Annotated in this window: 25 protein-coding genes and 1 pseudogene; 16 read left to right on the forward strand and 10 right to left on the reverse strand. The window is 64.4% G+C overall.

The features are described from left to right. Positions 1 to 121: 121 nt before the first annotated feature. Together FHS78_RS13660 and FHS78_RS13665 are read left to right on the forward strand one after the other, a co-directional pair. Positions 122 to 646 (forward strand): hypothetical protein, encoded by a 525-nt coding sequence (locus tag FHS78_RS13660; RefSeq protein ID WP_167094934.1) that lies wholly within the window; start codon positions 122 to 124, stop codon positions 644 to 646. Positions 647 to 1,144: 498 nt separating this feature from the next. Continuing rightward, positions 1,145 to 1,567, forward strand: a complete 423-nt coding sequence (locus FHS78_RS13665; protein ID WP_167094935.1) for a hypothetical protein — start codon at positions 1,145 to 1,147, stop codon at positions 1,565 to 1,567. 66 nt (positions 1,568 to 1,633) lie between these two features. Here the strand turns inward: FHS78_RS13665 and FHS78_RS13670 are convergent. Both FHS78_RS13670 and FHS78_RS19685 read right to left on the reverse strand, forming a co-directional pair. Beyond that, a pseudogene (locus tag FHS78_RS13670) lies at positions 1,634 to 2,644 on the reverse strand (DNA-packaging protein); the annotation flags it as partial. Then, positions 2,553 to 3,095: a hypothetical protein gene (locus FHS78_RS19685; protein ID WP_343041982.1), complete on the reverse strand. Its 543-nt coding sequence runs from the start codon at positions 3,093 to 3,095 to the stop codon at positions 2,553 to 2,555. The gene FHS78_RS19685 and the pseudogene FHS78_RS13670, both read right to left, overlap by 92 nt. A 150-nt stretch (positions 3,096 to 3,245) precedes the next feature. On the opposite strand from FHS78_RS19685, the gene FHS78_RS13675 reads away from it, so the two are divergent. Next, positions 3,246 to 3,854 carry an HAD-IA family hydrolase gene (locus tag FHS78_RS13675; protein WP_167094937.1) on the forward strand — a complete coding sequence of 203 codons (609 nt, stop codon included), beginning with the start codon at positions 3,246 to 3,248 and terminating at the stop codon, positions 3,852 to 3,854. Positions 3,855 to 3,999: 145 nt separating this feature from the next. On the opposite strand, the gene FHS78_RS13680 is transcribed toward FHS78_RS13675, so the two are convergent. Both FHS78_RS13680 and FHS78_RS13685 read right to left on the reverse strand, forming a co-directional pair. After that, complete coding sequence (locus FHS78_RS13680; RefSeq protein WP_167094938.1) at positions 4,000 to 4,515, reverse strand: hypothetical protein; 516 nt, start codon at positions 4,513 to 4,515, stop codon at positions 4,000 to 4,002. A gap of 9 nt (positions 4,516 to 4,524) precedes the next feature. Next, a complete protein-coding gene (locus FHS78_RS13685) occupies positions 4,525 to 4,998 on the reverse strand; it encodes a YcgN family cysteine cluster protein (protein ID WP_167094939.1) in 474 nt (157 codons plus the stop codon). Between the two features lie 233 nt (positions 4,999 to 5,231). Here FHS78_RS13685 and FHS78_RS13690 point away from each other — a divergent pair, with 233 nt between their 5' ends. Beyond that, on the forward strand, positions 5,232 to 7,349 hold the full coding sequence (locus FHS78_RS13690) for a transglycosylase domain-containing protein (RefSeq protein ID WP_167094940.1): 2,118 nt from the start codon (positions 5,232 to 5,234) through the stop codon (positions 7,347 to 7,349). A gap of 156 nt (positions 7,350 to 7,505) precedes the next feature. On the opposite strand, the gene dmeF is transcribed toward FHS78_RS13690, so the two are convergent. Beyond that, a complete protein-coding gene (gene dmeF, locus FHS78_RS13695; protein ID WP_167094941.1) occupies positions 7,506 to 8,492 on the reverse strand; it encodes a CDF family Co(II)/Ni(II) efflux transporter DmeF in 987 nt (328 codons plus the stop codon). 23 nt (positions 8,493 to 8,515) lie between these two features. After that, positions 8,516 to 8,788, reverse strand: coding sequence for a metal/formaldehyde-sensitive transcriptional repressor (locus FHS78_RS13700; protein ID WP_167094942.1), 273 nt, complete (start codon positions 8,786 to 8,788; stop codon positions 8,516 to 8,518). 364 nt (positions 8,789 to 9,152) lie between these two features. Between FHS78_RS13700 and FHS78_RS13705 the strand changes: the two genes are divergently transcribed. The 8 genes from FHS78_RS13705 to FHS78_RS13740 all read left to right on the forward strand — a co-directional run bounded on the left by FHS78_RS13705 (position 9,153) and on the right by FHS78_RS13740 (position 17,494). Further along, positions 9,153 to 10,964: an ATP-binding cassette domain-containing protein gene (locus FHS78_RS13705; RefSeq protein WP_167094943.1), complete on the forward strand. Its 1,812-nt coding sequence runs from the start codon at positions 9,153 to 9,155 to the stop codon at positions 10,962 to 10,964. Between the two features lie 164 nt (positions 10,965 to 11,128). Continuing rightward, positions 11,129 to 11,608 carry a hypothetical protein gene (locus FHS78_RS13710; protein ID WP_167094944.1) on the forward strand — a complete coding sequence of 160 codons (480 nt, stop codon included), beginning with the start codon at positions 11,129 to 11,131 and terminating at the stop codon, positions 11,606 to 11,608. 160 nt (positions 11,609 to 11,768) lie between these two features. After that, a complete protein-coding gene (locus tag FHS78_RS13715; RefSeq protein ID WP_167094945.1) occupies positions 11,769 to 12,818 on the forward strand; it encodes an ABC transporter substrate-binding protein in 1,050 nt (349 codons plus the stop codon). Positions 12,819 to 12,995: 177 nt separating this feature from the next. After that, positions 12,996 to 13,757: an ABC transporter ATP-binding protein gene (locus FHS78_RS13720; RefSeq protein WP_167094946.1), complete on the forward strand. Its 762-nt coding sequence runs from the start codon at positions 12,996 to 12,998 to the stop codon at positions 13,755 to 13,757. Beyond that, a complete protein-coding gene (locus FHS78_RS13725; protein ID WP_167094947.1) occupies positions 13,754 to 14,560 on the forward strand; it encodes an ABC transporter permease in 807 nt (268 codons plus the stop codon). The genes FHS78_RS13720 and FHS78_RS13725 overlap by 4 nt, the downstream gene beginning before the upstream one ends. 384 nt (positions 14,561 to 14,944) lie before the next feature. Next, entirely contained in the window at positions 14,945 to 15,280 is a 336-nt protein-coding gene (locus tag FHS78_RS13730) for a DUF2849 domain-containing protein (protein ID WP_167094948.1), read from the forward strand. Positions 15,281 to 15,324: 44 nt separating this feature from the next. Continuing rightward, entirely contained in the window at positions 15,325 to 16,983 is a 1,659-nt protein-coding gene (locus tag FHS78_RS13735) for a nitrite/sulfite reductase (RefSeq protein ID WP_167094949.1), read from the forward strand. Further along, a complete protein-coding gene (locus tag FHS78_RS13740) occupies positions 16,970 to 17,494 on the forward strand; it encodes a DUF934 domain-containing protein (RefSeq protein ID WP_167094950.1) in 525 nt (174 codons plus the stop codon). The genes FHS78_RS13735 and FHS78_RS13740 overlap by 14 nt, the downstream gene beginning before the upstream one ends. Before the next feature lie 77 nt (positions 17,495 to 17,571). On the opposite strand, the gene FHS78_RS13745 is transcribed toward FHS78_RS13740, so the two are convergent. Next, complete coding sequence (locus tag FHS78_RS13745) at positions 17,572 to 17,958, reverse strand: winged helix-turn-helix transcriptional regulator (RefSeq protein ID WP_167094951.1); 387 nt, start codon at positions 17,956 to 17,958, stop codon at positions 17,572 to 17,574. Positions 17,959 to 18,031: 73 nt separating this feature from the next. Here FHS78_RS13745 and FHS78_RS13750 point away from each other — a divergent pair, with 73 nt between their 5' ends. Next, positions 18,032 to 18,358, forward strand: a complete 327-nt coding sequence (locus tag FHS78_RS13750) for a nuclear transport factor 2-like protein (protein WP_167094952.1) — start codon at positions 18,032 to 18,034, stop codon at positions 18,356 to 18,358. Positions 18,359 to 18,515: 157 nt separating this feature from the next. On the opposite strand, the gene phaP is transcribed toward FHS78_RS13750, so the two are convergent. Together phaP and FHS78_RS13760 are read right to left on the reverse strand one after the other, a co-directional pair. Then, the gene (phaP, locus tag FHS78_RS13755; RefSeq protein WP_167094953.1) at positions 18,516 to 18,875 is read right to left on the reverse strand and encodes a phasin family protein; all 360 of its coding nucleotides are present in this window, start codon (positions 18,873 to 18,875) and stop codon (positions 18,516 to 18,518) included. A gap of 166 nt (positions 18,876 to 19,041) precedes the next feature. Further along, on the reverse strand, positions 19,042 to 20,388 hold the full coding sequence (locus FHS78_RS13760) for a D-amino acid dehydrogenase (protein ID WP_167094954.1): 1,347 nt from the start codon (positions 20,386 to 20,388) through the stop codon (positions 19,042 to 19,044). Between the two features lie 144 nt (positions 20,389 to 20,532). On the opposite strand from FHS78_RS13760, the gene FHS78_RS13765 reads away from it, so the two are divergent. Next, the gene (locus tag FHS78_RS13765; RefSeq protein ID WP_167094955.1) at positions 20,533 to 21,870 is read left to right on the forward strand and encodes an aminotransferase family protein; all 1,338 of its coding nucleotides are present in this window, start codon (positions 20,533 to 20,535) and stop codon (positions 21,868 to 21,870) included. A gap of 20 nt (positions 21,871 to 21,890) precedes the next feature. Here the strand turns inward: FHS78_RS13765 and FHS78_RS13770 are convergent, their stop codons facing one another. Then, positions 21,891 to 22,346 (reverse strand): hypothetical protein, encoded by a 456-nt coding sequence (locus FHS78_RS13770; protein ID WP_167094956.1) that lies wholly within the window; start codon positions 22,344 to 22,346, stop codon positions 21,891 to 21,893. Between the two features lie 107 nt (positions 22,347 to 22,453). Here FHS78_RS13770 and FHS78_RS13775 point away from each other — a divergent pair, with 107 nt between their 5' ends. Continuing rightward, a complete protein-coding gene (locus FHS78_RS13775) occupies positions 22,454 to 22,888 on the forward strand; it encodes a MarR family winged helix-turn-helix transcriptional regulator (RefSeq protein WP_167094957.1) in 435 nt (144 codons plus the stop codon). Positions 22,889 to 23,010: 122 nt separating this feature from the next. Continuing rightward, positions 23,011 to 24,219, forward strand: coding sequence for an Acg family FMN-binding oxidoreductase (locus FHS78_RS13780; protein WP_167094958.1), 1,209 nt, complete (start codon positions 23,011 to 23,013; stop codon positions 24,217 to 24,219). The last annotated feature ends 156 nt before the right edge of the window (positions 24,220 to 24,375 follow it).

Below are 24,375 nucleotides of genomic sequence, written 5' to 3' on the forward strand. Positions count from 1 at the left end.
ATGAACTCCGTCTCGAAGTCCTCAAGCTCGCGAAACGCTGGAAGCCGAAAACAAGCCGGTGAAATGGGCGGGGTGTGACCGGAACACCGCTTACGGGAATACACATATTGTTGGGGAAAAGATGCTTGATATCGCTCAATGGCTGGATTCATTCCATTCATTGGTATGGGTGGCGTTAATTGTCATCTGCCTGCAATTCGTGGTCGCGGGAGCGCTCATCTCACTCGCCTACTACATCGTTTCCAAGGACAAGTTACGGCTGGAACTGTTCTCGCGTCGCCTCAGCGTTTTCGAGGGCATCCAGGAAATCCTCACTGACTATATCGTAAGAGAACATATCGGCCCGGAAGAGTTGCGGCGCTACGTATCGGTCACCTCCGAAGCGCCTTTCATCCTCGGGCAGGATGTCGTCGCGCATCTCAACGAAATCCGCTCGCGCTTCATCGTCCTTGTCGTGTGGGGACAACTTCCCGACAGGAACAATCTCCCCGCTTCCGAACGCGAGAAGGCGGAAATGGCGGAACGCTGGATCAAGGACCACATCGATTCCGATACGCTGCAAAAGCTCTTCGTGAAGGAAATGGGTCTCTTCTTCTCCCGGAGAAAACGGGAACGACCCCGGACCCTTCAAACCACAAGCGCCTAAGAAAACGCGCCTTCGCGCCACGGGCGCACCCCACCCGATTTTCATGGTGCCGCGAGAAGCGCATCGCCGGCGTTCGGCGCAAGACGCTGCAACACGCCATGCCCCATGCCGACAATCCTGTCATCTTTCGACGCGGGTACAACTGCGATTTGTACGCCGCCAATCCATGCGATGAAAAACGGTCAGCCGGACCGTCCGTATGCTGCCGACCCGCATCCCGTCGGCACGACGGAGGCTGGTGTGATTCTATTGAGCAAAATATCCATATCGGACCCGATTAGATGCATTAGTAAAGTGAAATTACAATTTCTAATGCAATATTATGGATCAGGTCGGACGAACCGCTTGTCCATTTAAGCTTTCTTGAATGTAAGCTTCTTTGCATCTAGGGACCCGGTACACATCATGGTTTTGACTGTAGCGCTAATAGTTACAATTCAATTTGTGCTGGGTTTCGGAGCGCTCGCTCTGGCTTGCGCCTATTCGTCCCGGTGTCATATGCGGAGGGGCCTTTTCAAACGACAGCTCACCATATTCGAGGGCGTCCAGGACACCTTCACCCATTTCGTGACGCATGGCCGGATCGATGCGGACAGCCTTCGCTTCTTCACATCCGTCACAGCCGAGGCACCGCTCATCCTGGGGCCGGACATCGTTTCCCTTCTCGACGAGATCCGCTCGCACCTCCTCTTCATGGCCATGATCGAGGAACGGCAGCAGGCGGGCGACCTGACGTCTTTCGAGCAGAAGCAGCTCGACAACGCAAAATGCCGGCTGCAGCGGATGATAGACACCAACGCGCTCCAGACCCTCTTCATGAAGGAAGTTCACCAGCGCTCGCACATCGGCAAGCGGGTGAACCACATCCGGCGCAAGATGTTTCCCGGATTGCCGTCCGGCGCGACCTCCCCCTCCTACTGACGGGAAAACGCATGGCGAGCCCGCTCGCCCGCCATGCGCATCGCATCACCGCTGTTTGCTCTTGCCGTCGCCGCCCTGATTGCTTTCGGCGACGATCCGGTCCGCACCATGGTCGCGATAGGCCTTCGCCGTCCTGTTCGCCCAGGCCAGCGGCGAGACGCGCGGCAGGCTGCGGTCGTCCAGCACAAACCCGTGCCCGCGCGCATCCCGCCCGGCGACCACGATGCCGCATTCGTCCGACGCCGGACCGCTCGTCACTGGCGGGTCCACCGCCACCACGATGCGCGTCAGCTCCGGCAGCGCATTCACCCGTGTCTCTTCCAGCAAGCCGCGCGACCAGAGCGCATGCGGATTGTCCTCGATCAGTTCCGCGTCGAGTTCCTGCCGCCCCAGCCGCGTGCCCTCGTAGCGCGCGATCACCGAGCGGAAAAACGCATCCGCCAGATTGGCGCGGTTGGCATAGGTCGAGGCTTTCGTCACCGCCGTCGCTTCGTCCTTCATGAGGCGCTTGACCAGCGGCACCGGCCTCGGCGTCGTCGTCACCACCTGCCGGGGCCGCTCGCCCAGCCTGAGGCCGAATTGCAGCATGTCCCAGGCCGCTTCCGCATAGCGCCATTTCGCCAGCTCGTCGGCCCAGGCCGCGTCGAATTGCGGCCCGCGCAGGCTTTCCGGTTCCGTCGCCGAAAACAATTGCGCCACCGCGCCGTTCGGCCATAGAAGTCTGCGCCGCGAGGCCTCGTATTTCGGCTTCGCCACGCCGGAGATGGCCATGAGCCCGGACGGCCCGTCCACCATCACCTCGCGTGCATCCGCATAAGTTTCGCCGACAAGTGCGATGCGGCCGGCTCGGTTCGCGTCCACCTGCGCCCGCACCCATTCCGCGCCCGCGCGGGTTTTCCCTGCGCCGCGCCCGCCCAGCACCAGCCATGTCGTCCAGTCGGTCGACGGCGGCAACTGGTCGGCGCGCGCCCAGAAGGGCCAGTGTTCAATCAGAAACGCCGCTTCCTTCGCCGTCAGGCTTTTCAGGAAGCCGCGCCTCGCCGTTTCCGGCAGCGAGGCCAACGAGGCGGCGCTCAAGCTCGGCGCGGAGCGCGGCGCCCCCCTTGTCTGCTCCATCCTTCGGTTTCGCCTTCTTGGTCGCGTTCTGAATTTCGGTCAGCTTGTCGAGCGAGCGCACCAGCACGGTCAGCCGCTTCGCCGCGCGTTCGCGGTCGGCGGGTGCACCGTCCTGCTCATATTCCTTTTCGATATCGCCGATTTCCCGGTCGATGAGCCGTCGCAGCCGCGTCAGCAGATTGGCCTGCGTCAACCGTCCCGCCGTGGCGCGCTCCTCCGGCGCGGCGTTTTTCGCGCGGCTTTGCGTACATCGCATCGGCCAGCCTTCACGGGTCGCCCTGGCGGAAAGGGTCTGCCACGGAATGCCCAGCGTCGCCGCCGTCTCGCGCAGCGGGATTGCCGGATCGGCATAGGCGCGCCTCACCGCCGCCCAGTCGATGCTTTCCGCATCCTGTTCGTTCGTCTCGTTCACGGATTTCCCGATATACAAAAGAAGGTAGGAAGGAGCGGCCCGCTTGCCAATTGGGGATATCTTCGAAATTGCAAGTCGTCCCCGCATGCGTATCGTGGGTTCGAATCCTATCCTCTCCGCCACGCACAATAAGTTGGAGAACGCGAAAACATGGTCCGCTGCCTGATGCTCGATGTGGACGGGGTCGTGGTCACGGGCCGCCCGGAAGACGGCCTGTCCTGGGCCACCGACATCGAACGCGATCTCGGCATCGCGCCCGATGCGCTGCGCGACATCTTCTTCGCGCCGCACTGGACCGACATCGTGACGGGCCGCAAACCGCTTCTCGACACGCTCCACACCTGCCTGCCCGCGCTTGCGCCCTCGCTCACCGCGCAGGCCTTCATCGACTACTGGTTCGAAAAGGATTCGCGCATCGACCGCGCCGTGCTGGCCGCCTGCGACGCGCTGCGCGGGCGCGGCGTGCGGGTCTTCCTCGCCACCAATCAGGAACATCTGCGCGCGGCCCACCTCATGGACCGCCTCGCGCTGCGTCCTCATGTCGACGGCATGATCTATTCCGCCGATATCGCCGCGCGAAAGCCGGATCGCGCCTTTTTCGACGCCGCCGAAAGGATCAGCGGCGCCGCGCCGCATGACATTCTTCTGGTGGACGATACGAAGGCCAATATAGACGCCGCCCTCGCAGCAGGCTGGAACGCCGCGCATTGGGCGCCGGGGACGACTCCCGAAACACTTCCGGATATGGTCCGAAGATAGGAAGCGAGCGCCCCGCTGCCAATTGGGGATATCTCGTAAAATACGAAACGGATGTCATCCCGGCGAAAGCCGGGACCCAATCCACGTTTCGGCATGCCGGGAGGATACTTGTTGCCCGGACCTATTGGCGGTGGCGTATCGCCTTTCACCCTGAGCGGCACAAATACCAGTTCGGATCCCGCACAGGCTTGCAATTCGCTGGGGAATAAAAGTCCTCTATTCGGGCATTGGTGGATACTTTTACGATCCAGATGCCTTCAGTACTCCCGCCGAACCCGTGGCCGAAAATCAGGAACTTAACCAGCCGAACATTCTTCCAGCCAAGGGCGGTCTCATTCTCTGGAGATTCTTCCGACCGAAAGACATCCACCGACTGCACGTCGATCTTCGCCATCTGACGCACGATGTCGGTGTAAGCAGCCTTATCCTCTGATGACAAAGGCCCGTATTGCTTATTGAGATGCATGTTCCCCTTTTCAGGGGTGAAATCCTCGGTGATATATTTGAACTTGGGATTTTTAATAAGCTCACGATCCAGCGTCTCGAATGCTTTCTCGTGAGCATGGAAGATGGCCTCCGCCTCGTCCATCGTTCCCCATTCTTCACATGCGAAAAGGGAAAGGAGGGCGAACAGAACAAAGAGCCGAACCGATATTTTCATGAAAGGCCCTCAATCCGCCTCGTCGCCCAGCTCGTCCCTGTCGTCGAAGGGCCAGCTTGCTTCGTGGTCCTCTATGTCGTCCTTCACGTCGGACTCATAGACGAACCGTCCCCGTACGGACATTCCGGCCTCGATCACCGTCCGGTATTCGCCGGAGCGCAAGGGGTGCCACCACGCAAGGCCCCGCCCCTCCTTCAGCCGCCGATAGGCGCAGGAAGGCGGCATCCAGTCGATGTCCTCGATATTGTCCGGCGTCAGCGGAATGCAGTCCGGTACGCGCTTGTTGCGGTTAGGGTAGTCCGTGCAGCGGCAGGTGCCCGCCTCCAGCAGGTCGCAGCCCACATCGGTATAGATGAGCTCGTCCGTCTCCTCGTCCTCGAGCTTGACGAGACAGCATTTGGCGCAGCCGTCGCATAGCTGCTCCCATTCCGCCTTCGTCATTTCGTCGAGGCGCTTCACGCGCCAGAAGGGTTCTTCGCTCATGCGCGCCTCTTGCCCCTTTGCGCGAACGGGGTCAAGTGTGCAGTGCCAGGTGTGCGGTGCAATGTCCCGCGCGATCTGTGCCGCCCGGGTCACAATAGTGCCCCATTCATGCCCTGTTCAGCCCTTTTCCGGCCATATCCCCTGCACAAACATGGTGATTATGGCCGGCATCGGTATTCTCCGCCCCCTATGGTCGCCATCGGGGGACGGGACTTCAGCGGGGCAATGGCGCTTTGAGCGATAACTGGGACGATCCGGAATATCCGCCTTCCGCGGAGCGGCTTCCGTCGCCGCCGGAGAACGATCCGGCGCCTTCGGGCCCGCGCCACGGGCCGACCGCGCGCCTCCTCGCCATCCTCGCCGCGGGTCTGGACTGGTTCCGCGCGATCGAGATGCCCCGGGGCCGCGAGTGGATCGCGCCCATCGCCTCCTTCGTCTTCACCTTCTTCTTCATTCTGGCCGCGCTGCTCGTCTTTGACACGCTGCCCAAGATCGACGGCCGCCTTGCCGCCGGTCCGCATTCGCCGGGGCTTGCCGTCACCGTGCTCGACACGAACGGCAAGGAAATCGGCTCGCGCGGCGGGCGCGCGGCGAAGGACGTTCCGCTGGGCGAACTGCCGCCCTATCTGGTGAACGCCTTCATCGCCACCGAGGACCGCCGCTTCTACGAGCATGGCGCGGTCGAACTGCGCTCGATCCTGCGCGCCGCGCTTGCCAATCTGAGCGCGGGCGGTTTCGTGCAGGGCGGGTCGACCATCACCCAGCAGCTTGCCAAGAATCTTTATCTCGACAATGCCCGCACGCTCTGGCGCAAGGCGCAGGAAGCGCTGATCTCCGTCTGGCTCGAACGCCGCCTCACCAAGGACGAGATCCTCGAGCTTTACCTGAACCGCATCTATATGGGCGGCGGCACCTATGGCGTGGAAGCGGCGTCACAATATTATTTCGGCAAGTCCGCCCGCGAGGTCACGCTGGCCGAGGCCGCCATTCTGGCCGGTCTGCCCAAGGCGCCCAGCCGCTTCGCGCCCAGCACCAATCTGAAGGCGGCCCGCACGCGCGCCGGCCATGTGCTCGACGCCATGGTGGCGAACGGCAACATCACCGAGGCCGAGGCGCGGGAAGCCCGCACAAATCCGGCGGAGATGGCGGTTCGCGACGCGCCGGACAGCGAAAACTATTTCCTCGACTGGGTTTATGACCGGGTGGGCCGGCTGCTGCCCGAGGCCCGGGGCCGGTTCATCGTCCGCACCACGCTCGACCGGAAAAAACAGGCCGCCGCGGCCGCCGCCATCGCCGGGGCGCTCAAGGCCAATGGCGAAAAGCTCAATATCTCGCAAGGCGCGATGATCGCGCTGGCGCCCGACGGCTCCATCCTCGCCATGGTGGGCGGCAAATCCTATGGCGACAGCCAGTTCAACCGCGCCGTGCAGGCCCGCCGCCAGCCCGGCTCCGCCTTCAAGCCCTTCGTCTATCTGGCCGCGCTGGAAGACGGCATGAAGCCCTGGTCGGGCTTTTACGACAAGCGTCTCGACTATAATGGCTGGACGCCGCAGAACGCCGGCGGCAAGAGCTGGGGCCAGGTCACCATGACGACCGCGCTTGCCCATTCCATCAACCGCGTCGCGGTGCAGGTCGGCGACAAGGTCGGCGTGGAGCGGGTTCGCGAGGCGGCAAAGGAACTCGGCATCGCCTCGCCCATTCCGCATAATCTGTCGATCACGCTCGGCTCGTCCGGCGTGTCGCTGATGGAACTCACCGGCGCCTATGCCGCCTTCCCGGCCGAAGGGCGCCTCATCGCGCCTTACGCGATCCGCCAGATCACGGCGAGCAACGGCTCGATCCTCTACACCCATGCGACCGGCACGGCGCGCGCCACGAGCAAGCGTTCGGCACGCTACATGAATGCGATGCTGCGCCGGGTCATGACCACGGGCACCGGCAAGGGCGCGCGGCTTGACGACCGGCTGGCCGCGGGCAAGACCGGCACCTCGCAGGATTACCGCGACGCCTGGTTCATCGGCTATACCGGCAACGAGATCGCAGGCGTCTGGTTCGGCAATGACGACAATGCGCCGATGAAGCGCGTCTATGGCGGCACGGTCGCCGCGCGGGCCTGGAAGAGCTACATGCAGGCCTCGCTCAGGGGCACCCCGCCCGCCCCCATTCCCGGCGTCAGCGACACCGACTGGGTGAACCCGGACGACGAGCGCAAGCACGAGCCGGAAGATAGGCTCACCGGCTTCTTCGCAGGCCTTGCCGACATCTTCTCCCGCACCCCGCGCCAGGACCCCAACCGCCGCTGGGGCTCCGGCTTCCGCCGCGGCGGCGAGATGGTCGGCTCGGGATACTAACCTCAAAACACCCGTGTCATCCCGGCGAAAGCCGGGACCCACTCGCCTCTCATCCGGCCCCGGCGCTCCCCCTCACCCTGAGGAGCGGACGCCCCTCCGCGTCTCGAAGGGCGAGGCCCGAACTCGTCGCCCGGCTCCCGGGGACGCCCCGCCCGCTCAACCGCGACCTTCTGCCGGTTCGACTTCGACGGTGATATGCGACAGCCCGCGAATGGGGGTCAGCCGGGCCTTGTAATAGGAGGGCTCCCGCGGCGTCGCCGAGACGAGCGCGACGATGGCGGCATGGTGCCCCGGCCCGACCTGCCACACGTGAAGATCGGTGATCCGGCTATCGGCCTTTTCCATCGCCCGGTGGATTTCACCGGGAATATCCCTGTCTCCCGGCGTCCGATCCAGCAGCACCGCGCCGGCATCGCGTATCAGCCCCCACGACCAGTGCGCGATGACCAGCGCGCCCACCACCCCCATCAGCGGGTCCGCCCATATCCAGCCGTAAACGCTGCCGAGCGCCAGCGCCAGAATGGCGAGGATCGATGTCAGCGCATCGGCCAGCACATGCAGATAGGCGGCACGCAGATTATTGTCGCGCGCCCGTCCGGCATCTGCGTGGCCATGCCCCTTGCCGTGATCGTGCCCGTGAGCTTGATCGTGCCCATGATCGTGAGCATGCCCGTGATGATGGTGATGATCGTCCCTCAGCAGCCAGGCGCAGGCGAGATTGACGGCGAGGCCCAAAGCGGCGACGCCCATCGCCTGTCCGAAGTCGATCCGCACCGGGTTTGCCAGCCGCACCAGGCTTTCCCAGCCGATCAGCAAGGCGACGAGCGCGAGAATGACCGCGCTCGCAAAGGCCCCCAGATCGCCGAGCTTTCCCGTGCCGAAGGCGAAGCGCGGGTCTTCCGCGTAGCGCCGGGCATAGAGATAGGCCAGCGCGGCGATCAGCATGGCGCCCGCATGGGTCGACATATGCCAGCCATCCGCCACCAGCGCCATCGAACCGTAGATCGTGCCGGCCGCGATTTCGACGACCATCATCGTCGCCGTCAGCGCGATGACCAGCCAGACCCGGCGCTCGTTGCGCCTGTGGTTCGCGCCCAGAAAATCATGGGAATGGGTATGCGTGGAGATGTCGTCGAGTGTCATGGAGCCGCCTTCCCGCGCCGCGTCTACTTCATGTAAGTCCGGATGATGCCGAGCAGTTCCTCGCCGCCCTGCTCGCGCTCGGCGGCGCTTCCGGCCCGCAGAACATGCTCGCGAAGATGGTCCTCCAGCAGTTCCGCCGTGAGCCCGTTCATCGCCCCCCGCGCGGAGGCAAGCTGGCGCAGCACTTCCGCGCAGGGCTTTTCGCTATCGAGCGCGCGTTCGACCCCCTCGAGCTGCCCCTTGAGGCGGCGGATCCGGGCGATCAGCTTGTCTTTCTTGCGGATGGTGTGAGCCATGGCACGCCGGGCCTTTCGATCAATATAGTATAGGGGACTATAGTATATGCCGCACCGGAGGAAAAGAGCCCCCTCGCCCTGAGAAGCGGACGCCCCTCCGCGTCTCGAAGGGCGAGCCCCGCGCCTGCCGCCCCGGATCCCGGGGCAAGCCCGGGATGACATCCGTTTTTTTGGAAAGGCCGAGGCCAAAACCAAAGTGTCATCCCGGGATTTATTCCCGGGATCCACTCGCATCGCGATGTGCCGATAAGTGGATTGGGTCCCGGCTTTCGCCGGAATGACGCCGAAGCTGCGACACCCCATTGCCAGCCCCCGCGCGATACGTCACAAAGGCGCCCGCAACCTTCCACTCACGGGTACCGTCTTGGCTCCGCCTCTTCTCGCGCTTCGCGACATCAAGGTCGATTTCGCCGATCAGATGCTGATCGACGGCGCGGCGTTTTCGCTCGCGCCGGGCGACCGGCTCTGCCTCATCGGGCGGAACGGCGCGGGCAAGTCCACCCTCCTGCGCATCGCGGCCGGGCTCACCGAGGCCGATGGCGGCGAGCGTTTCGTCCAGCCGGGCACGAAGATCGCCTATCTGAGGCAGGTGCCGGATTTCGCCGGCGCGGAGACCGTGCTCGACTATGCGACGGCGGAAGGCGCGCCCGCCCATCAGGCGGAAGCCGTGCTGGGCGATCTCGGGCTCGACCCCGCCGCCCCCACCTCGTCCCTTTCCGGCGGCGAGGGGCGCAAGGCGGCGCTGGCGCGTGTGCTGGCGGGCGAACCGGACGTGCTGCTGCTCGACGAGCCGACCAACCATCTCGACCTTCCCAGCATCGAATGGCTCGAAAACCGTCTCACGCAGTTTCGCGGCGCCTTCATCCTCATCAGCCATGACCGCGCCTTTCTGAAGCGGCTCACGGCGGGCTGCCTCTGGCTCGACCGGGGCACGATCCGGCGTCTCGACAAGGGCTTTGCGCAGTTCGACGACTGGTCGGAACAGATCCTCGCCGAGGAGGAAGTCACCGCCCGCAAGCTCGACAAGCTCATCGAGCAGGAAACGCAATGGTCGCGCGAGGGCATTTCCGCGCGGCGCAAGCGCAATCAGGGGCGTCTCAGGCGGCTTGCCGACATGCGCAACCAGCGCGCCCAGCGCGTACGCCAGACGGGCCGCGCCGAAATGGGTCTCGAAAGCGGGCAGTCCTCCGGCACGCTGGTCGTCGAGGCGAAGCATGTCTCGAAAAGCTGGCCGCTGCCCGATGGCGGTTCGCGCATGGTCGTCCGCGATTTCTCCACCCGCATCCTGCGCGGCGACAAGGTGGGTCTCATCGGCCCCAATGGCGCGGGCAAGACGACGCTTCTCAAAATCCTCACCGGCCAGCTTCAGCCGGATGAAGGCACCATCCGCATGGGCACGAATCTGACGCCGGTCTATGTGGACCAGTCCCGCGCCTCCCTCAACCCGGAGGCGACGCTTTGGGACACGCTGTGCGAAGGCGGCGGCGACCAGGTGATGGTGCGCGGCCAGCCGCGGCATGTCGTTTCGTACCTGCGCGACTTCCTGTTCCGCGAACAACAGGCGCGGCAGCCGGTGAAGGCGCTGTCGGGCGGCGAGCAGTGCCGGCTGTTGCTCGCCCGCGCACTCGCCAAACCCTCCAACCTTCTCATCCTCGACGAGCCGACCAACGATCTCGACATGGACACGCTCGACCTGTTGCAGGAACTGCTCGCCGATTATGACGGCACGCTGCTGCTCGTCAGCCATGACCGCGACTTCCTCGACCGCGTCGTCACCTCCGTCATCGGGTTCGAGGGCGACGGCGTGCTGCGCGAATATCCCGGCGGCTATTCCGACTTCATCCGCCAGCGCAAGGACGACGCATCCGCCGCCGACGCCCGGCGCGAGTCGCGGCCCGCCGCCCCGAAGACCGCAGACGCCCGGCCCAAACAGCAGACCAAGCTCTCCTACAAGGACGGTCTGGCGCTCGAGCAGTTGCAGAAGCGGATGCCGGAGATCGAGGCCGAAATCGGCAGCCTCGAAAACGTGCTGGCGGACCCGGATCTCTATGCGAAGAACCCGGAGAAATTCGCAAAAACCACCGAAAAACTGGATGCGCTCAGGGCCGAGCTGGCGGAAGCGGAAGAACGCTGGCTGGAGCTTGAGATGAAGCGCGAGGCGCTGTCGGGCGGCTGACAGGGTTAACCAATCTTCAAATTGTGCTTTGACTGTGTCCCATAATGGGGCTCTCATACCGTCAGGCAAGGCGCGGCCCGATAGAGACGGGGTGTGTGGGCGGCGCTTTCCGTCGAAAAAACAGGCTGTCGGATATTCGGGGTCCGATAGCGGGGGATTTCCATATGGGGAAATGGCCACTCTGGATCGGCACCACGCTGCTCGCGGTCGCAGGCCTGCAGCTCGCCATGATTTTCGTTCTGCCGAGCCTGCCGATCGACGTTTCTTCCGAAAAGACGCCGCCATCGACCGGCGATGCGCCGGGCGAGGTCGCGGCCGCCGCGCAAAGCGCGACAACGCAGGCCGCGCCGACGGCTGACCTGCCGCTCTACACCGCCTGCGTTCGCGAAACCTCGAAACATCCGATGCGTCTGGCGGCGGCGAGCGCGCAAGGCGCCCTCCCGGACGACCGGCAGCGCGATCTGCGGCGCGTCGACATGCTGTTCGTCTTCTCCGTCGATGCCCGCTCCGCGACCGCGCAGGCCGCGCATGATCGGGTCGTGATGCGGGCGCCCGCGCAGTTCGGCGTCGTCATGTATCGCAGCGTCGTCGCCCATGGCCGCGAAGACGGCGCGCAACAGGCGGCGGACTGCATGCCGTTCTGACGCGGCCATGTCCGGCGGCTGGTTCTCCCCCGCCGCCGCTGCTAGGCTCTTTCTCACAGATACGGTTGCTTTATGCCCATTCGCGTCATGCCCCGCTTCAGGCAGGGCATGACGAACAGGCAATTGTTTGCCATGTAGCTATCGCGGGGGAACCATCCACATGAATCGCACTCTCATGCTCGGCGGCGGCGCCATTCTCGCCGCTATCGCGGTGGCGCTTCTGCTCGTCCTGGACACCGCCGCCCCACCCGCGACGGATGACGACCTCGTTCATGTGAGCTTTGCCACCGACTGGAAGGCGGAAGCAGAACATGGCGGTTTCTATCAGGCGCTGGCCAAGGGCTATTACCGCGAGGCGGGGCTCGACGTTTCCATCAAGCAGGGCGGCCCGGCGGTGAACGTGCCCCAGCTTCTCGCCACGGGTTCGGTCGATTTCGGCATCGGCTCCAACGCCTTCATCCCGCTCAACATGGCGGTGGTGAATGCGGGCGCCAAGGCCGTCATGGCGACCTTCCAGAAAGACCCGCAAGTGCTCATCACCCATCCGCGCGACGATGTGAAAAGCATCGCCGACATGAAGGGCAAGCCCATCATGGTGTCGGATGCGACGGTGAGCGCCTTCTGGCAATGGCTGAAGGCGAAATACGATTTCACCGACGACCAGATCCGCAAATATACCTTCAACACCGCCCCCTTCATCGCCGACGAAAAGGCGATCCAGCAGGGTTATCTCTCGTCGGAGCCCTACACCATCGAAAAGCGAAGCGGCATGACACCGCAGGTCTTCCTGCTCGCCGACGCGGGCTATCCGGGCTATGCCTCCTTCATCATGGCGCCGAACGAGCTCATCGCCGAGCGGCCCGAGGTGGTTCGCGCCTTCGTCGAGGCGAGCATTCGCGGCTGGGTCGATTATCTCTACGGCGACCCCGCACCCGGCAATGCGCTCATCAAGCGGGACAATCCGGATGCGACGGACGACCTGCTCGCGCATTCCATCTCGGTGCTGAAGGAAAACGGCATCGTCGATTCCGGCGAGACGGAAACGCTCGGGATCGGCGCGATGACGGATGCGCGCTGGCGCGATTTCTACACCGCCATGCGCGATGCGGGCGTCTACCCCGCCGACCTCGATCTCGACAAGGCCTACACGCTCGCCTTCGTGAACAAGGGCGTCGGGCTCGAGCTAGAAAAGAAGTTCAAGGGCGAGTGAGCCCTCTGGCTTTGCAGTCCAAAACAGGAGCTGTCATCCCGGCCTTGTGCCGGGATCCAGGGGCAACAGATGCAGAGTGTTCCGCCCCTGGGCCCCGGGACAAGCCCGGGGTGACATCCGCTTTGTGATCTTCCCCCGCTATTCCCAAGGAATTCAGAAGACCCTACTCTTCATCTCATGTCAGAAGCCACTTCCTCCCCCCTCATCTCGCTCGACCGTGTCGGCAAGACCTACGCCTCGGGTATCATGGCGCTCGGCGGGGTGAGCGCGGAGATTGCGCAAGGCTCGTTCGTCTCGCTGGTCGGGCCGTCGGGCTGCGGCAAGTCCACGCTGTTGCGCATTCTCGCAGGGCTCATCTCCGCCGATAGCGGCGCCGTCGCATGGCCCGCCACCGGCGCGCGCCCGGCGGAACTCGGTTTCGTCTTTCAGGAAGCGACGCTCATGCCCTGGGCCAGCGTCTTCGACAATGTCTGGCTGCCGCTGAAGCTCAAGGGCCGGTCGAGAGAGCAGGCGCATGAGCGCGTCATGTCCGCGCTTTCCCGCGTGAGCCTGGCCGATTTCGCCGATGCTTTCCCGCGCGAGCTTTCGGGCGGCATGCGGATGCGCGTCTCCATCGCCCGTGCGCTGGTGACGGAGCCGCCCCTGCTGCTGATGGACGAACCCTTCGCCGCGCTCGACGAGTTCACGCGCGAAACGCTGGACGACGACCTCCTCGCGCTCTGGCACGCGCAAGCATGGACGGTCGTCTTCGTCACCCATTCCATCTACGAAGCGGTTTACCTGTCGCAGCGCGTGCTGGTCATGGGCGCGCGGCCGGGCCGCATCGTCGCGGATGTGAAGATCGACGCCCCGGCGGAACGCGGACGCGACTTCCGCGAATCCCATCTCTATATCGACCAATGTGCGGCCATCTCCGCCAAGCTCCGGGAGGCGTCATGATGACCGACAGCCGGTTCCAGACGCGCTTCTGGCGCATCGCGCTGCCGCTTCTCGTCGGCGTCGCCGTGCTGCTTGTCTGGCAGGGCGCCGTTACCGCCTTCGACGTGCCTTCCTTCGTCCTGCCCGCGCCCACGCTCATCGCCGAAAGCCTTGTCGCCAATTTCGGCTCGCTGATGGGCTCGCTCGTCGTGACGTTGCGCGTCACCATCGCGGCCTTCCTGCTCGCCTCCATCGGCGGCGTGGCGCTTGCCATCCTCTTCGTGCAGAACCGCGCGGTGGAAACGGCGCTCTTTCCCTATGCGATCATCCTGCAGGTGACGCCGGTCGTCGCCATCGCGCCGCTCATTCTCATCTGGGTCGGCTTCGACCAGGTGGAACTGGCGCTCCTCATCCTCGCCTGGATCGTCGCTTTCTTCCCGGTCCTCTCGAACAGCGTGCTGGGCCTGCGCTCGGTCGATCACAATCTGGCCGATCTCTTCCGGCTCTACGGCGCCTCGCGGCTGCAGACGCTGATCGAGCTTCAGCTTCCCGCCGCGCTGCCCTACATCCTTGCGGGCATGAAGATTTCCGGCGGCCTCGCGCTTATCGGCGCGGTGGTGGCGGAGTTCGTGGCCGGCTCGGGCGCCTCCACCGGCCTTGCCTGGCGGATCGTCGAAGCGGGCAACCGGCTCGACATCCCCAAAATGTTCGCCGCCCTCTTCCTCCTGTCGCTGCTGGGCATTGCGATCTTCTTCCTGCTGTCGCTGGTGGAATATCTGCTGCTGCGCCGCTGGCATGAGAGCGTGATCCGGCGGGAGGGGTAAGGGCCGGGGTCCAGAGCGTAAATAATACCAGGGCCACGGCCCTTCGAGACGCGGCTTCGCCGCTCCTCAGGGTGAGGATTGAATTCTGAAATGCCTCCTCATCCTGAGGAGGCCCGAAGGGCCGTCTCGAAGGATGCGGCCCCTGGATCCCGGGACAAGCCCGGGATGACATCCATGGGAAGCGGAAAGCTCCCGGAAATCCGCCATTTTTCCAATTTTTATATCTTTTCAGTGTGAATAATATAATTCTACACTCCTATTGACGCGCAATTCAAAAACACCCATCTTATGCGCGAAATACGGCAGGTGCCGGAAGCGCTCGCGTGAAACCAGCGAAAGCACGTCCCGTCCCCTGCGCCACCTTCTTGATGATGGGAGCGGCCAATGGCCCAGCACACGCGCAAGGGCGCCAAGGAACAGGCGCTGACGGCGAACCGTCTGATCGACGGGGTCGTGGTCTATCTCACCGCGGACGGCAAATTGTCGGAATCGCTCCAGGACGCGGAAGTGGCCGAGGGCAAGGAGGCCGCCGAGGCGCTGCTCACCCGCGCGACGCCCTTCGTGGACGCCAATGAAATCATCGAACCCTATCTCTTCGCCGTGGAACTTGAAGACGGACGGATCCGCGCCGTCAGCGTTCGCGAGACGATCCGTCAGGCCGGGCCGACGGTCCGGCTCGACCTCGGCAAGCAGGCGGAGCTGGCCGACGTTCACGGCTAGGCGCGCAAAGACACGCCGGTCTCCGGCGGAAAGGCAGACGACCCATGTATCGTTACGATGAGTTCGACCACAGTCTCGTGAAGGAACGTGTCGAGCAGTTTCGCGGCCAGGTCGCGCGGCGGCTCGACGGCGACATCACCGAAGACGAGTTCAAGCCGATCCGGCTGATGAACGGTCTCTACCTTCAGCTTCACGCCTATATGCTCCGCGTCGCCGTGCCCTATGGCACGCTGTCCTCGAAACAGCTTCGCAAGCTGGCCGACATCGCGCGCAAATACGACCGCGGCTACGGCCATTTCACCACGCGGCAGAACCTTCAGTACAACTGGCCGGCGCTGAAAGACGTGCCCGCCATTCTGGACGAGCTGGCCTCGGTCGAAATGCATTGCATCCAGACCTCGGGCAACTGCATCCGCAACGTCACGTCGGACCAGTATGCCGGCGCCGCGAAGGACGAAGTGGAAGATCCGCGCATCATCTCCGAGGTGATCCGCCAGTGGTCCACCTTCCACCCGGAATTCTCGTTCCTGCCGCGCAAGTTCAAGATCGCCGTCTCCGGCACCGAAGCGGATCGCGCCGCGATCAAGGTGCATGACATCGGCATCCAGATCGTGACGAACGACAAGGGCGAGGTCGGCTATCAGGTCTATGTCGGCGGCGGCCTCGGCCGCACGCCCATGATCGGCAAGAAGATCGGCGATTTCGTGCCCAAAGCCGACCTCCTCGCCTATCTCGAAGCGGTCATGCGCGTCTACAACATGAACGGACGCCGCGACAATCTCTACAAGTCGCGCATCAAGATCCTCGTGCACGAGATCGGCGCGGAAGAGATGCAGCGCCAGGTCGAGGAAGAGTTCGCCGAAATCAGGAAGACCGGCGCGCTCAACCTGCCGCAGGACGAGATCGACCGTATCAAGGCCTATTTCGCCGATCCGGCCTTCGAGGACCTGTCCGACGACGCGGCCGAGCTCGATGCCGCCATCGCCGCCGACAAGGGCTTTGCCCATTGGGTGAAGAACAACACCGCCGCGCATAAGAAGCCCGGCTATGCCATCGTCAACATCTCGCTGAAGCCCATCGGCGGCACGCCGGGCGACTGCTCGGCCGACCAGATGGACGCGGTTGCCGCGCTCGCCGAAAAATACAGCTTCGACGAGCTGCGCGTGACGCATGAGCAGAACCTGACGCTCGCCCATGTGCGCAAGGCCGACCTCAAGGCGGTTTACGATGCGCTGAAGGCGGCCGATCTCGCCACGGCGAACGTCAATCTCATCACCGACCAGATCGCCTGCCCCGGCCTCGACTATTGCAATCTCGCCAATGCGCGCTCCATCCCGATCGCGCAGGAGATTTCAAACCGCTTCGCGGATATCGAACGCCAGCACGACATCGGCGAGCTGAAGATCAACACCTCGGGCTGCATCAATGCCTGCGGCCACCACCATGTCGGCCATATCGGCATTCTCGGCGTCGACAAGAAGGGCGTCGAATATTACCAGGTGACGCTGGGCGGCTCGGCGGACGAGAACACCGCCATCGGCGACATTCTGGGCCCGGCCTTCACCGAGCAGGAAATTCCCGACGCCATCGAGAAGATCGTGAAGATCTATCTCGACACCCGTCAGGACGGCGAACGGTTCATCGACACCTATCGCCGCGTCGGCATCCAGCCGTTCAAGGAGAACGTCTATGAAGCTCATTAAGAACGGAAAATTCGTCGAGCAGGATTTCGTCGCCGTCGGCGCGGACGACGCCCTGCCCGACGGCGCGGTGATCGTGCCGCTGGAACGCTGGGAAGCCGAACGCGACAGCCTCATCACCCGCAACACGCCCATCGGCGTGAAGCTGGAAAGCGGCCAGCACCCCGAACGCATCCGCGAGGATCTCGACCATTTCTCGGTGGTGGCGCTCGATTTCCCGATCTACCGCAATGGCCGCGCCTATTCCTATGCGCGCCTGCTGCGCGACCGCTACGGCTATGAGGGCGAGGTTCGCGCCGTCGGCAATGTGCTGCAGGACCAGTTCTATTTCATGGTCCGCTGCGGCTTCGATGCACTGGAAGTGCAGGACAAGATCACGCCGGAAGTGTTCGAGCAGTCGGTCGGCGCCTTCACCTATGCCTATCAGCCCGCCGCGGACGACCGCCCGACCGTCATGTCGCTGCGCCACCGCCTCGCGGCCCGCGCGGACGAAGCCCGCGCCGCCGCGGACTGACCTGCCTCACGCCTTTTCGCCGCTCGAAAACGAAACGCCCCGTCTGTTGAGGACGGGGCGTTTTCGTTCGCCGGGCCCTAGTCTTCCGGCGTCCCGTCTTCGGGGCGCTGCGCGGCCCATGTCAGCAAGGCATCCAGCGCAGGGCACAATGCCTGGCCCCAATCCGTCAGTCCGTATTCCACCTTGGGCGGCACCTGATGATGGACGATGCGGCGCACGATGCCGTCCGCCTCCATCTGACGAAGCTGCTGGATGAGCATTTTCTGCGAGACGCCCGGGATGGCGCGTTCGAGTTCGGAAAAGCGCAGGATGCGCCCGCCGAAAAGATGGAAGAGGATGATGAGCTTCCACCGCCCTTCGAGCAGTTTCAGCGCCTGTTCCACACCTTCGGCCGCCGATTCCCGGGTGTATTCGGCGGGCTTACTTTCCGGTGAGTACCTTACTTTTTCGTGCGTTCTTGTCATTTCGTAAGCCTAGTCCAATCTTTGGGACAGCGCCAACGCGGCACGTCTCCGCCGCCAACCCGAAGAGGTTCCCATGTCGATCGCCCTGCCCCAGCCCATCGCGGATTATTTCGCCGCCGACAAAGCCGACGGAGAGGCCGTCGCCCTCTGTTTTACCGAAGACGGCATCGTCACGGACGAGGCCCGCACCCATGAGGGCCAGACCGCCATTGCAGAATGGAAGAAGGAAGCATCGGGAAAATATCAGTATACGGTCAATCCTTTCTCCATCGAGGAGAAGGAAGGAAAGACCGTCGTCACCAGCAAGGTCGAGGGCGACTTTCCCGGCAGCCCCGTCGATCTCCGCTACAGCTTCACGCTGAACGGGAACAGGATCGCCCGGCTCGAAATCGGGCAATAAGCTTCGATCCCGAACCGGAGGGCATGCGCGGCCTCGCCCTCGGCCGGGCAAGGCCCCGCCGCCCGGAAACAACAAAGCCCGGCTTCGAGAGCCGGGCTTTTACGCGTTTACGCAACAGATACGCTACTGACTAAACAGCAGGAATGAAGGACGAAGGTCAGGCGGCCTTCATCTTCTCCATGGTCTCGGTGAACTTCTCGGTGTACGGCGCCATCGCACTCTTCATGGCGGACACGGTGAGTTCGTTCAGTTCGCGGGCCGCATCCATGTTGCGCTTCATGGCGGTGCGAACGAAATCGGTCTGGAGGTCCATCGCGGATTTGACGTTGCCCGAGGTCATGATCGCGCGGGCGGTTTCCACGGACTCTTCGTAGTTGGTCCGGGTCAGTTCGCGGAGGATATCGGACGCCGCTTCGAAGGCGGCGGTGTCGATTGCCGGCGTCGAGGGGAACGTCGCCGTCTTGGCTTCGGCCTTCTTGGCCGTGGACTTGGCAGTGCTCGTCTTGCTCTCGGTCATAGCTGTAGCCTTTTTCCGTTATCGCGTGGTCGCCCGTGTCTTCCGGGCGTCTCCCCGCACATACCGGCGCGCCGGATTTGTGCGCTGCACAATAGATAGGCAAGACCCTACCCCGGCGTCAAGTACTTTTTGTGCATCGCACAAAAATTTAACATATGTGAGCCGGTTAAAAGGAAAATCGCTTATGGGAAAAAGGGGTTAGGTCTAGCTGCGGCGCACTGCCGCAGATCAGATCGGCCAGCGCGGCGGCGCTTCCCGCCCCCATGGTCCAGCCCAGCGTGCCGTGCCCCCCATTCACGAAAAGCCCCTGAATCGGGCCGCTGCGCGCCGCCAGTTCGCCGATGACGGGGCTGCCGTCCGGGCTCATGGGCCGAAGCCCGCACCAATATTCCGCCCGGGCCTCCAGCGGGTTCATCTGGGGCATGAGGCCGGTCAGCGCCTGGAAGACGGAGCGCGCCCTGGGCATTTCGAGCGTCAGGTCGTAGCCGCCGATTTCCGCCTGCCCCGCCGCGCGCAGCCGGTTGCCGAGGCGGCTCACCACCACCTTGCGCGCCTCGTCGGTGACGGAGACGTTCGGCGCCATCGGCCCGGCCTCCTCTTCCAGCGGCAGCGTCACGGAATAGCCCTTCACCGGATAGACGGGCAGCCGGACGCCCAGCGGCCTGAGCAGCCGCGCCGTCATCGGCCCGGCGGCGACCACCACCGCGTCGGCGGCGACCAGCTCGTCGGCGAGCCGCACGCCCGTCGTCTTCCCGTCATGCACCTCGATGGCCTCGACCTCCTCGCCCGCGCGGAAGCGCACGCCCAGGCTTTCGGCGGCGGCGGCGAGTTCCCGGCAGAAGAGATGCGCATCGCCCATCCCGTCCGAGGGACAATAGATACCGCCCGCGATCTCGTCCTTCTGGAAGGCGGCGGCGAGCGCGGGCTCCAGCGCCACGCAATCGGTCGGGCTCAGCTCGCGCTGCTCCACGCCCGCGGCGTCCATGCGCGCCATGCCCTCGCGCGCTTCCGCTAGCCCGTGCCGGTCGCGAAAGACGCGCAATATGCCGTTTTGCGCATGATCCATGTCGAAGGTCTCGCCCCGGCCGGCAAAGGCGGCGCGATAGGCGTCGAGCCGGGCGCGCGTCAGCAGCGCCAGTTGCAGGTTCGGCAGCACCCTTTCCGCCCGCGCGCTGGCGCGGCAGCGGCTGAGGAAGCGCATCAGCCAGAGCCATTGTTCCGGGTCGGGCTTCAGCCTCAGCCGGAAAGGCGCATCGTCGCGCCCCATCCATTTGAGGATCAGCCCCGGCACTTCCGGCCCCGCCCAGGGCGCGACCTCGCAGGCGGAAAGCTGGCCGCCATTGGCGCGGCTCGTTTCCAGCCCCGCGCCCTCGCGCCGCTCCAGCAGCGTCACGCTCGCGCCCCTGAGCGCCAGTTCATAGGCGGTGGCCACGCCGACGATACCGGCACCGATAACCACGATATGAGATGGGGCGACATGAGAGGGAGCGGAACTCGAGGCAGGGGACGTCACGACAAAAATCCTTCAGCGATAGGCGCGCATCATGCGCCACTTCATGCGCCGCCGGAAGACGGGCATACTGGATTCACACATGAAAAGAGGTGATGGCAGAGATCGCTCTGCGCAAGCACCCGATTCAAGACAAGGATGCGTCCCATGAACAAACCCTCTCCCGCCGCCGGCAACTGGCCCTTCGTCCCCCCGCCCCGCGTGGTGGACGTCACTCATGCGGAGGGCTGCACGCTCTATACGAAGGATGGCGGCGAGATTCTCGACGCGGCGGGCGGGGCCATCGTCTCCAATATCGGCCATGGACGGCGGGAGGTCGCGGACGCGGCCGCCGAGGCCATGACGAAGATGACCTATGCGGTGCCGCCTTTCGTGACGCCGGAGCGCACGCGGCTGGTGGAGCGCCTCACCCGCGCCTGGCTGCCGCCGCATCTCACCCGCATCTATCTCTCAAGCGGCGGGTCGGAAGCGGTGGACGCGGCGGCGCGTCTTGCCGTTCAGCATTTCCGCGCGGGCGGCGACACGAAGCGCTGGAAGATCATCGGGCGCGACATTTCCTATCACGGCACCACCATGTTCACGCTCGACATCGCAGGCCATGTGGCGCGCAAGCGCGGCTTCGAGCAGTTGATGCACGACATGCCCCATGCACCGACGCCCTATTCCCTGCGCTCCTCGCTCGGGCGGCATCATCCGGATTTCGACATCGCCGCCGCGAAGGCGCTGGAAGACATCATCCTGCGCGAGGGGCCGGAGACGGTCGCCGCCTTCGTCGCCGAGCCGATCACCGGCTCGTCGGGCGGCGCGCTCATGCCCGGGCCCCGCTACTGGCCGCTGGTGCAGGAGATCTGCCGCAAATACGGCGTGCTTCTCATCGTCGACGAGGTGATGGTCGGCTTCGGGCGCACCGGCAAGCGCTTCGCGTCCGAGCATTTCGACATCAAGGCCGACATCATGATTTCCGGCAAGGGACTTGCGGGCGGCTATGCGCCCATTGTCGGCGTCTATGCGACGGAAGAGGTCACCGCGCCGCTCGCCGACAAGGGGCAGGCGCTGATGTTCTACACCTATGGCGCCCATCCCGGCGCCTGCGCGGCGGCCGACAAGGTGTTGCAGATCATGGAGGACGAAGAGCTGGTCGCCCGCTCCGCCGAAAAGGGCAAGGCGCTTGCCGAACGGCTCGAAGCGCTGCTCGGCCGGCATCCGAATGTCGCGGAAATTCGCGGCGAGGGTCTCTTCCGCGGCCTTGAGATCGTGAAGGACCGCGAGACGCTGGAATGCTTCCCCGAAGACGCCGCCGTGGCAGGGCGCGTCGTCGCGGCGGGGCTCAAGCAGGGCGTCTTCTTCTATGGCGGCGGCACGGGCGCGGTGCGCGACATCGTCTGTGTCGGCCCGGCCTTCATCGTCTCGGACGCCGAACTCGACCGCATCGCCGAAACGCTCAAAACCGCCATCGACAAGGCCGTGGAGAGCGCGTCGCGCTGAGGCGTTCCGATCTTCCGGGATCAGACGAACTGGAGCAGCCCGGCCCCCGCATTGACGAGGGTTTCAACGGCGTCCACGACGAATATCGTCAGCATCGGCCCGGTACGGACAGGCCAATAGGCCTCTCCCTGCCGGCCGCCATTTCTGAGAATCGGGACGTTGTAGATAAACTGCGAAAAATGCGCCAGGCCGAGGACGAACAGGAGCACCGCCCTTTCCGCCGGCGCGGCGAACAGGGCGCTGCCGCTCACGGCCAGCGCCAGAAGAGCGAGCGACAAGACGGCGAACGCCCCGTTCATGCCGCCCAGAAAGCGGATCGACGCGGCGGTCGTCAGGAACAGGGGCGAGGACCGCGCGGATGGCGGGATCAGCACTTTCGCCGCCGTTTCCTGCTGATAGGCGAAATAGCGGAACGCCATCGCAAACCAGATCGCGCTCGCAACCAATGCAAGAACATATGCCAGATTCGGGATCATCGCGTTCCTCCCCGCCGTCGAATGTGATGGCCGCGCCCCGCTTGTCATCAAGGGCGCGCCTCGTTAGATTAGTTCAATATTGAACCATCTAATTCAAACTTGAACCAATGTCAAACGAGAACGACCCTCACGTCTTCCATATGCTGCATATCGCGCATGCCGAACTGTTTCGCGCCGCCGACCGGCTCATGAAAGCCCGGGAAGGCATTGCAACCGCGCATCAGGTGATCCTCTTCACGCTCGCGGCCGAGAACGGGCTTGCAAGCGCCGAAGTGGCGCGCCGTTGCGGTCACAGCAAATCGCGGCTTACCAATCTGGTCGATACGCTGGAGGCGAAGTCTCTGGTCGAGCGCAGGCATGCGGATGCGGACAAGCGCATACAGAATCTCTTCATCACCCCGAAGGGCCGGGCTCTGGTAAAGCGCGTCTCCTCGATGACCCGGCGGCTCAATGCGCAGCTCCTGGAGCCGTTCAGCGAGAGCGAACGCGACGCGATCCGCTCTTTCCTGGCGCATGTCGTCAAGGAGGCAGCATCGATCTGACCGTCGATCGGCGCGACATCGACATCGCAATGCGTCGACGGAGGCACGCCTTTCCAGATGCGCCCGCCGTCATTTCCGCCTAACCTTTCCACCATGCAAGATGGGCACGGGGGGACGGGCAGATGGCGACGCAACATCCGACACGGCGCAACATCCTCAAGATCGGCGGCGGGGTTACGCTTGTCGCCGTCGGCGGCCTTCTCTGGCGCGCGGAAGACCGCGGCGTCTTCACCCGTGGCGAAGGGCGCGCCTACGCCGCCTGGCATATGTGGAACGCGCCGGAATATCGCGGCACGCCGCTCGCCCTTGTCGCGGCGGGCGTTCTCGCCTCGAACCCGCACAACACGCAGCCCTGGTTCTTCCGCATTACCGACACGTCCATTGCGGTGGAAGCGGACCATGCGCGCAACCTCGGGACGATGGACCCTTACTTGCGTGAAATGCATATCGGTCTCGGTTGCGCCGTCGAGAACATGATGCTGGCCGCATCCGTCAACGGCTTTACCGCCACGCCGGACCTGCGCACCGGCCCTCTTACATCCGATGCCTCGCCGGCGGGCCGGGTGCTGGCCGCCACCCTTCGCCTCGACAAGGCGGAGCCGCCCGCCGCGCCCTCTGCGCTGCACGATGCGATACCGCGCCGCCATACGGATCGCGGCGCATATGACCGCGCGCATGGGCTTCCCGACGGATTTCTCGATACGCTCCGCGCGCTCGCCGCCGACATGCCCGAGACACGGCTTCGTTTCATCGCCGACGGCGAAGAGCGCAAGCGCATCGACACCGCCATCGTCGACGCGACGGCGGCGATCGTCGCGGATGAAGAGATGGTGCATGACAGCAATCTCTGGTTCCGCAACGGACCGGACGAGATCGACAAGCACAAGAGCGGCGTGACGCTCGACACGGCGGGCCTGCCGCCGCTCATCCTCGCCGCCGCGAAGATGCTGCCGCCCGTCTCCGCCGAAACGAGCCACGAGACATGGCTCGACGCCACGCGCGACGTCCATGTGCCGACCGCCGCCGCCATCGGCGTCATATCCGTGCCCGACCGCCACGACAGGCGCGCCGCGCTGGAGGCGGGCCGTCTCTGGCAGAGGCTGCATCTGGAAGCGGCGCGCGCCGGCGTCGCGATGCAGCCGCTCAACCAGCCGGTCGAAATGGCCGACCGCGACAGCCAGCTCGGCCGCGCGCCCGACTGGGAAATGCGCCTTGCCGAATTCGCGGAGGACGGCTTTGAGCCCACCTTCTGCTTCCGCATGGGCACGCCCACGCGGCAGGCCCCGGCAAGCCCCCGCCGCCCCGTGGACGAGGTCAGCGGGGAGGCCTAGTGCCCGCCCCGCTTCACTCGGCAAAATCAGGAACAAGGTGTCATCCCGGCAACAAGTGCCGGGACGACACTGAAATTGGGGCTGTTCCATCAAGCAAAACATCGCCTGTCATCCCGGGGCTTGTCCCCGGGATCCACTCGCGTTGCAGCGCGCCGA

Origin of the sequence: Parvibaculum indicum (genome assembly GCF_011762095.1) — a bacterium.
Lineage (GTDB): Bacteria > Pseudomonadota > Alphaproteobacteria > Parvibaculales > Parvibaculaceae > Parvibaculum > Parvibaculum indicum.